3 protein-coding genes and 2 pseudogenes are annotated in these 5,053 nt (G+C 74.9%); 3 read left to right on the top strand and 2 right to left on the bottom strand.

Annotated features, from left to right (window positions below; genetic code table 11):
* Positions 1-341, bottom strand: a pseudogene (locus AOK03_RS37795) (hypothetical protein); the annotation flags it as partial.
* Between the two features lie 41 nt (positions 342-382).
* Between AOK03_RS37795 and AOK03_RS44600 the strand changes: the two are divergent.
* A pseudogene (locus AOK03_RS44600) lies at positions 383-664 on the top strand (MerR family transcriptional regulator); the annotation flags it as partial.
* Positions 665-744: 80 nt separating this feature from the next.
* A complete protein-coding gene (gene bla, locus AOK03_RS37790; protein ID WP_055569890.1) occupies positions 745-1,737 on the top strand; it encodes a class A beta-lactamase in 993 nt (330 codons plus the stop codon).
* A gap of 100 nt (positions 1,738-1,837) precedes the next feature.
* Here bla and AOK03_RS37785 read toward each other — a convergent pair whose 3' ends face one another.
* The gene (locus tag AOK03_RS37785; RefSeq protein ID WP_055569889.1) at positions 1,838-2,050 is read right to left on the bottom strand and encodes an EF-hand domain-containing protein; all 213 of its coding nucleotides are present in this window, start codon (positions 2,048-2,050) and stop codon (positions 1,838-1,840) included.
* A 328-nt stretch (positions 2,051-2,378) separates the two neighbouring features.
* Between AOK03_RS37785 and AOK03_RS37780 the strand changes: the two genes are divergently transcribed.
* On the top strand, positions 2,379-5,053 hold a 2,675-nt coding region (locus tag AOK03_RS37780; RefSeq protein ID WP_079075224.1), incomplete at its 3' end, for an AAA family ATPase.

Genomic DNA, 5,053 nt, shown 5'->3' with positions numbered 1-5,053 from the left:
GCCGCCGCCGTGGCGCAGGCGATCAGGGCCGCGGCCGTCAGCGTCATGCCGTCCGGGCGGTGCAGGGGCTGACCGCGCAGTGCCTGCCAGGTGAGCAGGGCGAAGAGCGCGGCGTACGCGCCCGACGCGACCAGGACGAGCCGTAGGCGTACGCGCCCGTCGGCGAGGCGTGCGCAACGCGGCGCGAGTGCCGCCGACACCATCAGCAACAGCGGCAGGAACTGCAGGGCGTGCATGCCGAAGAAGTGCGGGATCCGCAGGTCGCCGCCGGTCGTCGACCAGCCGGTCAGCGGCATGGCGGGCCCGCCGTCCGGCACGCCCACGCTGTGCGCGCCGACGACCGGGGACTCGCCGCGCACCTGGCCGGGCGCGGGCTGCGTAGGGTGGCACGGACGCCGACGCGGAGGCGGCCGCCGCGCACACCGCGGTCGAGCAGCTGATCGCGCGCCGCGGCTGGCGCACCCATGGCTCGAACGCCGCCGAACTTGTCGCACGCGCGGACCTCGGCTACGTGAGTCGGCGGGGTGCGGTCGAGGACCTGGTGGAGAGCGTGGTGATCGGCACGGTCTTGGGAGAGGCGGTGTTCAATGCGATGCGGAGGCTGGCGCATGTGGACGCTTCGGCGCGGTTGTACGGGGAGGGCGGGGGCGGAGGGAGCCAGTGAGTGGAAGGACGCGTCATTGAGCGGAAGAAGGCGTCAGGGAGCGGAAGCGGGTGGCGGCGGGTGGAGGCAGGTGTCGACGTATGACGTGTGAGCCGTCGGGGCCGTCGCGCCGTGCCCTCCTCGTGGCGGCGGCCCTCCTGCCCCTGTCCGCATGCGGAACGGACGACGGCCCGGACTCCGGTGCGTCCTCACCCCGGCCGTCGGGTCACGGCTCCGGTCGGCCCGACGCGTCCCCGGACGGCGCGCGCCTCGCCTCCCGTTTCACCGCGCTGGAGCGCAAGCACGGTGGTCGACTCGGCGTGCACGCCCTGGCGACCGGTACCGGCGCCACGCTCACCCACCGCGCGGACGAGCGCTTCGCGTTCTGCTCCACGTTCAAGACGCTCGCGGCGGCGGCCGTCCTGCATCACCGTCCGCTCGCCCGTCTGGACGAGCGCGTCACCTACACCGCCGCCGACGTCGACTCCATCTCGCCCGTCACCGAGAAGCGCATCGCGACCGGCATGACGCTCCGGGAGCTGTGCGACGCCGCCATCCGGTACAGCGACGGCACCGCGGGGAACCTGCTGATGCGTGAGATCGGCGGCCCGGCAGAGTTGACCGCCTACCTGCGGCGGCTCGGGGACAGCACGAGCCGCATGGACCACTACGAGCCCGAGCTGAACGACGTACGCCCGAAGGATCCGCGCGACACCACCACGCCACGGGCCGTCGCCGCCGACTACCGCGCTCTCGTCCTCGGCGACGCGCTGCCCGCCGCGAAGCGCGCTCTCTTGGAGGACTGGCTCCGGCGCAACGCCACGGAGGTGGGCGAGCGGAGGATCAGGGCGGGGCTCCCAGAGGGTGCGTTCGGGGGCGAGGGCGAGGGCAAGGGCAAAGGCGAGGGGTGGCGGGTGGCGGACAAGACCGGCACCGGCAACTGGGGCAGGGCCAACGACATCGCCGTGGTCTGGCCCCCGCACGCCGACCCCCTCGTACTGGCCGTCATGACGGACCGCCCCGGCCGCGACGCGCCACCCGTGAACGCCTTCATCGCGGAGGCCACGGAGCTGATCGTCGCCGAGCTGACCTAGCCGGAGGGGCGGCCGCCGCGCGGCTCGCACCCGGCGACGCGAGAGGGGCCCGGCGCACCTGGTGTGCCGGGCCCCTCTCGCCGCGGTGCCGGCGCACCGGCTACTTGTTCAGGCTCGCCCAGAACTCGTCGAAGGAGAGACGCTTGTCCGCGTTGATGTCCTTCGCGGCGATCACGGCCTCGGCCACCGCCTCGGTCTGGTAGAAGTCGCCCATCCTGGCCATGGCGCTCTTCCACTCCGCCGCCGTGATGAAGCCGTCGCCATCCGCGTCGAACTGCTCGAACGTCTTGCGCGCTTCCTCGATGTCCGCCACCGGATCCGCCCCTTCTTGGTCCACTACTGACGAGGGTTAGGGTAACGGCCGTCCCGGGGCCGGATGACAAGGAGTACGTCCATGGCCAGCGCTTCCGTCGCGCCCGGGAGGGTACGGTCCACGCTCGGCGCCCTCGATCGCGAACCGTTCGTGTCCTAACCGAGATCTTCCTTCATTTCTTGTGCACGAACTGAGATCCAGGCCCGCGTCGCGCACGGTACCGGTGCGGTACAACGTCAAGCAGGAGGCCGTGACCCTTCCGTGTGGGGACGTGCGGGCGCGGGGACGTGGGGACGTCGGGACGTGGGGACGTGGGGACGTGGTGGAGATGGTCGGAGGCGCGGCGGAGCACGCGCAGCGGGCGCCGTTCGTGGGCAGGGCCGCTGAACTCGGCCGCCTCGAAGCGCTCCTGGAGAACATGGGAGCGCCCGGGGCGCCAGGGGTGTCCGGGGCGACCGGGGCGCCAGGGGTGACCCCCACCCCCACCGTCATCGACGTCGTCGGGGATCCGGGCATCGGCAAGACCAGACTGCTGGCCGAGTTCGGCGCGCTGGCCCGCGCCCGTGGGATGACCGTGCTGCGGGGGAGGGCGTCGGAGCGGGTGCGGGAGTGTCCGCTGCGGCCGTTCACCGACGCCTTCACCGAACTGGACCCGCGCGCACGGAGCGCGTTCCCCTCGCTGGCCGGGCTGCCCGCGGCCGTGCGGGGCGGCGGGCAGCCCGACGCGGAAGGGGACCTCTTCGCCCTGTGCCGGGACACCGCGGACGCGCTCGGCGGCCTGGGCGGGCGGGGCCTCGTCGTCGTCCTCGACGATCTGCACTGGGCGGACGAGGCGACCGTGGAGCTCCTCGACCATCTCGTACGTCATCCCGTGCGCGCCCCCTTCCTGCTGGCCGTCGCCCGGCGCGAGCGGCAGTCCTCGTCCGCGCTGTCCGCCGTTCTCCTGCGCGGGCATGACTCCGGCGCCGTACTGCGCACCGCTCTCGGACCGCTCGGCAGGCGGGAGTTGAGCAGGCTGGCGGAGTCGGCCGAGGCGACCGGGTCCGCCGAGGCGACCGAGTCGGCCGAGGGGTTCCTCGCCGGTCCGTCGCGCGGGCGGGCCGCGGAGATGTACGAGGCGAGCGAGGGGAATCCTCAGTACTTCCTCGCCCTCCTCCGCAAGGACCACGCCGCGCTGCTCCTCGACGAGCTCGCGTCGCTGACCCCGCTGGAGCGCGCCGCCGTGGAGGCCGTCGCGGTGCTCGGCGCGCACGCGAACACCGACCTGATCGCCGCCGTCACCGGAGCCGACCGGGACGAACTCATCACCGCACTGCGCGAGTTGCTCCGCCGCGACCTGCTCAGGCCGGACCGGCGGGCCCGCTGCCTCGCCCCGCGCCACCCGCTCCTGCGCACCTGGGTGCGCGAGGCCGTCGACCCCTGGCGCCGCCACGAGCTGCACCGCGCGGCCGCCGCCGAACTCACCCGCACCGGCGCACCCCTCGCCGACCGCGCCCACCACGTCGAGGAGTCCCTGTCCCGCTGGGACCCCAAGGCGGCGGCGATCCTGACGGAAGCCGCGGAGCAGGCGGTCGCCACCGCCCCCGCGGTCTGCGCCCGGCTGCTCGGCGCCGTCCTGCGCGTCCTGCCCGAGACGCCCGAACACTGCGACATGCGAAGCGAGTTGATGCTCCGGCGGGCGACCGCACTCGGCATGACCGGCGCCGTCAAGGAGAGCAGGGACCTCCTCCACCGGCTGATCGCGGCGCACCGCCCCGACCCGGAGGGAGGGGACGCGCTGCGGACGTCCGCCGTCGTGCAGTGCGCCTTCATGGAGCGCCACCTGGGGCGGTACGCGGCGGCGGGCGCCCTGCTCCGCCGCGAACTCGACCGACGGCCGGGACCGGCACCCGCCCAGCGCACCGGCCTCGTCGTCGAGTGGGGCGCCCGCGCCCTGTTCGCCAACCGCTATCCCGAAGTGCGCGACGAACTGGCGAAGGCCCTGGCCGACGCCCGGTCGCGCGGCGACGAGCTCGGCGTCGCGGAGGTCCTGACGCTGGCCGCGCTGGGGGAGGCGTACGAGGGGGAGACCGCGACGGCGCGCGGGCACGCCGCCGAGGCCGCCGCGCTCACCGATGTGACGACCGACGCCGATCTCGCCGGGCAGTGCGAGTCCCTGGTGCGCCTGGCCTGGAGCGAGGTGTTCCTCGACGACTGCGCCGCCGCGTCGCGCCACGCCGAACGCGGCGTCGACATCGCCCGGCGCACCGGCCGCCCCTTCGCGCTGTCGCAGCTGCTGCTCATCGGCGCGTACGCCCGCCTCACGACGGGACGCGTGATCGAGGCCCTGGAGTGGGCCGACGAGTCCGTGGCGGTCGCGAGCGTCCTCGGCGGCCGCGAGCTCCTCGGCTTCAGTCGCGCCGTCCGCGCCATGATCCTGATGCAGGCGTGCCCGGCGGGCGACCCGGGCGTGCTGGCCGCGGCCGAGGAGGCGGCCGCCACGGTGGGGGCGGTGGACGGCTGGTGGGCGACGGCGGCCCGGTGCCTGCTCGCGTACGCGGCTCTGGGCGCGGGCGATCCGTACCGCGTGCGGGACGTCCTCCTGGACGCGGGCGGCGACTGCGATCTGTCCCGCGTGCAGCCCTCGATGCGGCCCAACTTCTTCGAGCTGCTCGTCGCCTCGGCGCTGGCCACGGGGGACGTCGCGGACGCGGAGCGGTGGGCGGCGCGCGCGCTCGGCGAGGCGGACCGGCTCGGACTGCCCGTCCAGCGGGGCGCGGCGCTGCGCAGTGTCGGTCTGGTCGCGGCGCGGCGCGGTGAACAGGCCGCCGCGGCAGGGGCGTTCACCGAGGCGGCGCGCGAGTGCGCGCGGGTGGGGGCGGTGCTGCGGGAGGCGCAGGCCCTGCTGCTCGGCGCGCCCTTCGTGGCCGCCACGGGGGACGGCGCCCGGGCCGCCGCGATGTCCCGCAGGGGCCGACGCCTCGCGGAGGAGGGCGGGGCGCGCCTGCTCCTCGACGTGGCGGC

It is taken from the genome of Streptomyces atriruber (genome assembly GCF_001418325.1).
In the GTDB taxonomy this organism is placed as follows: domain Bacteria; phylum Actinomycetota; class Actinomycetes; order Streptomycetales; family Streptomycetaceae; genus Streptomyces; species Streptomyces atriruber.
Note: the sequence above shows the minus strand (reverse complement) of the source record. Positions and strands in the feature narration are given on the sequence as shown.

Bases quoted from the DNA above. Each gene is read 5' to 3' on its own strand.
- bla (WP_055569890.1), top strand. From the start codon at position 745: ATGACGTGTGAGCCGTCGGGGCCGTCGCGCCGTGCCCTCCTCGTGGCG.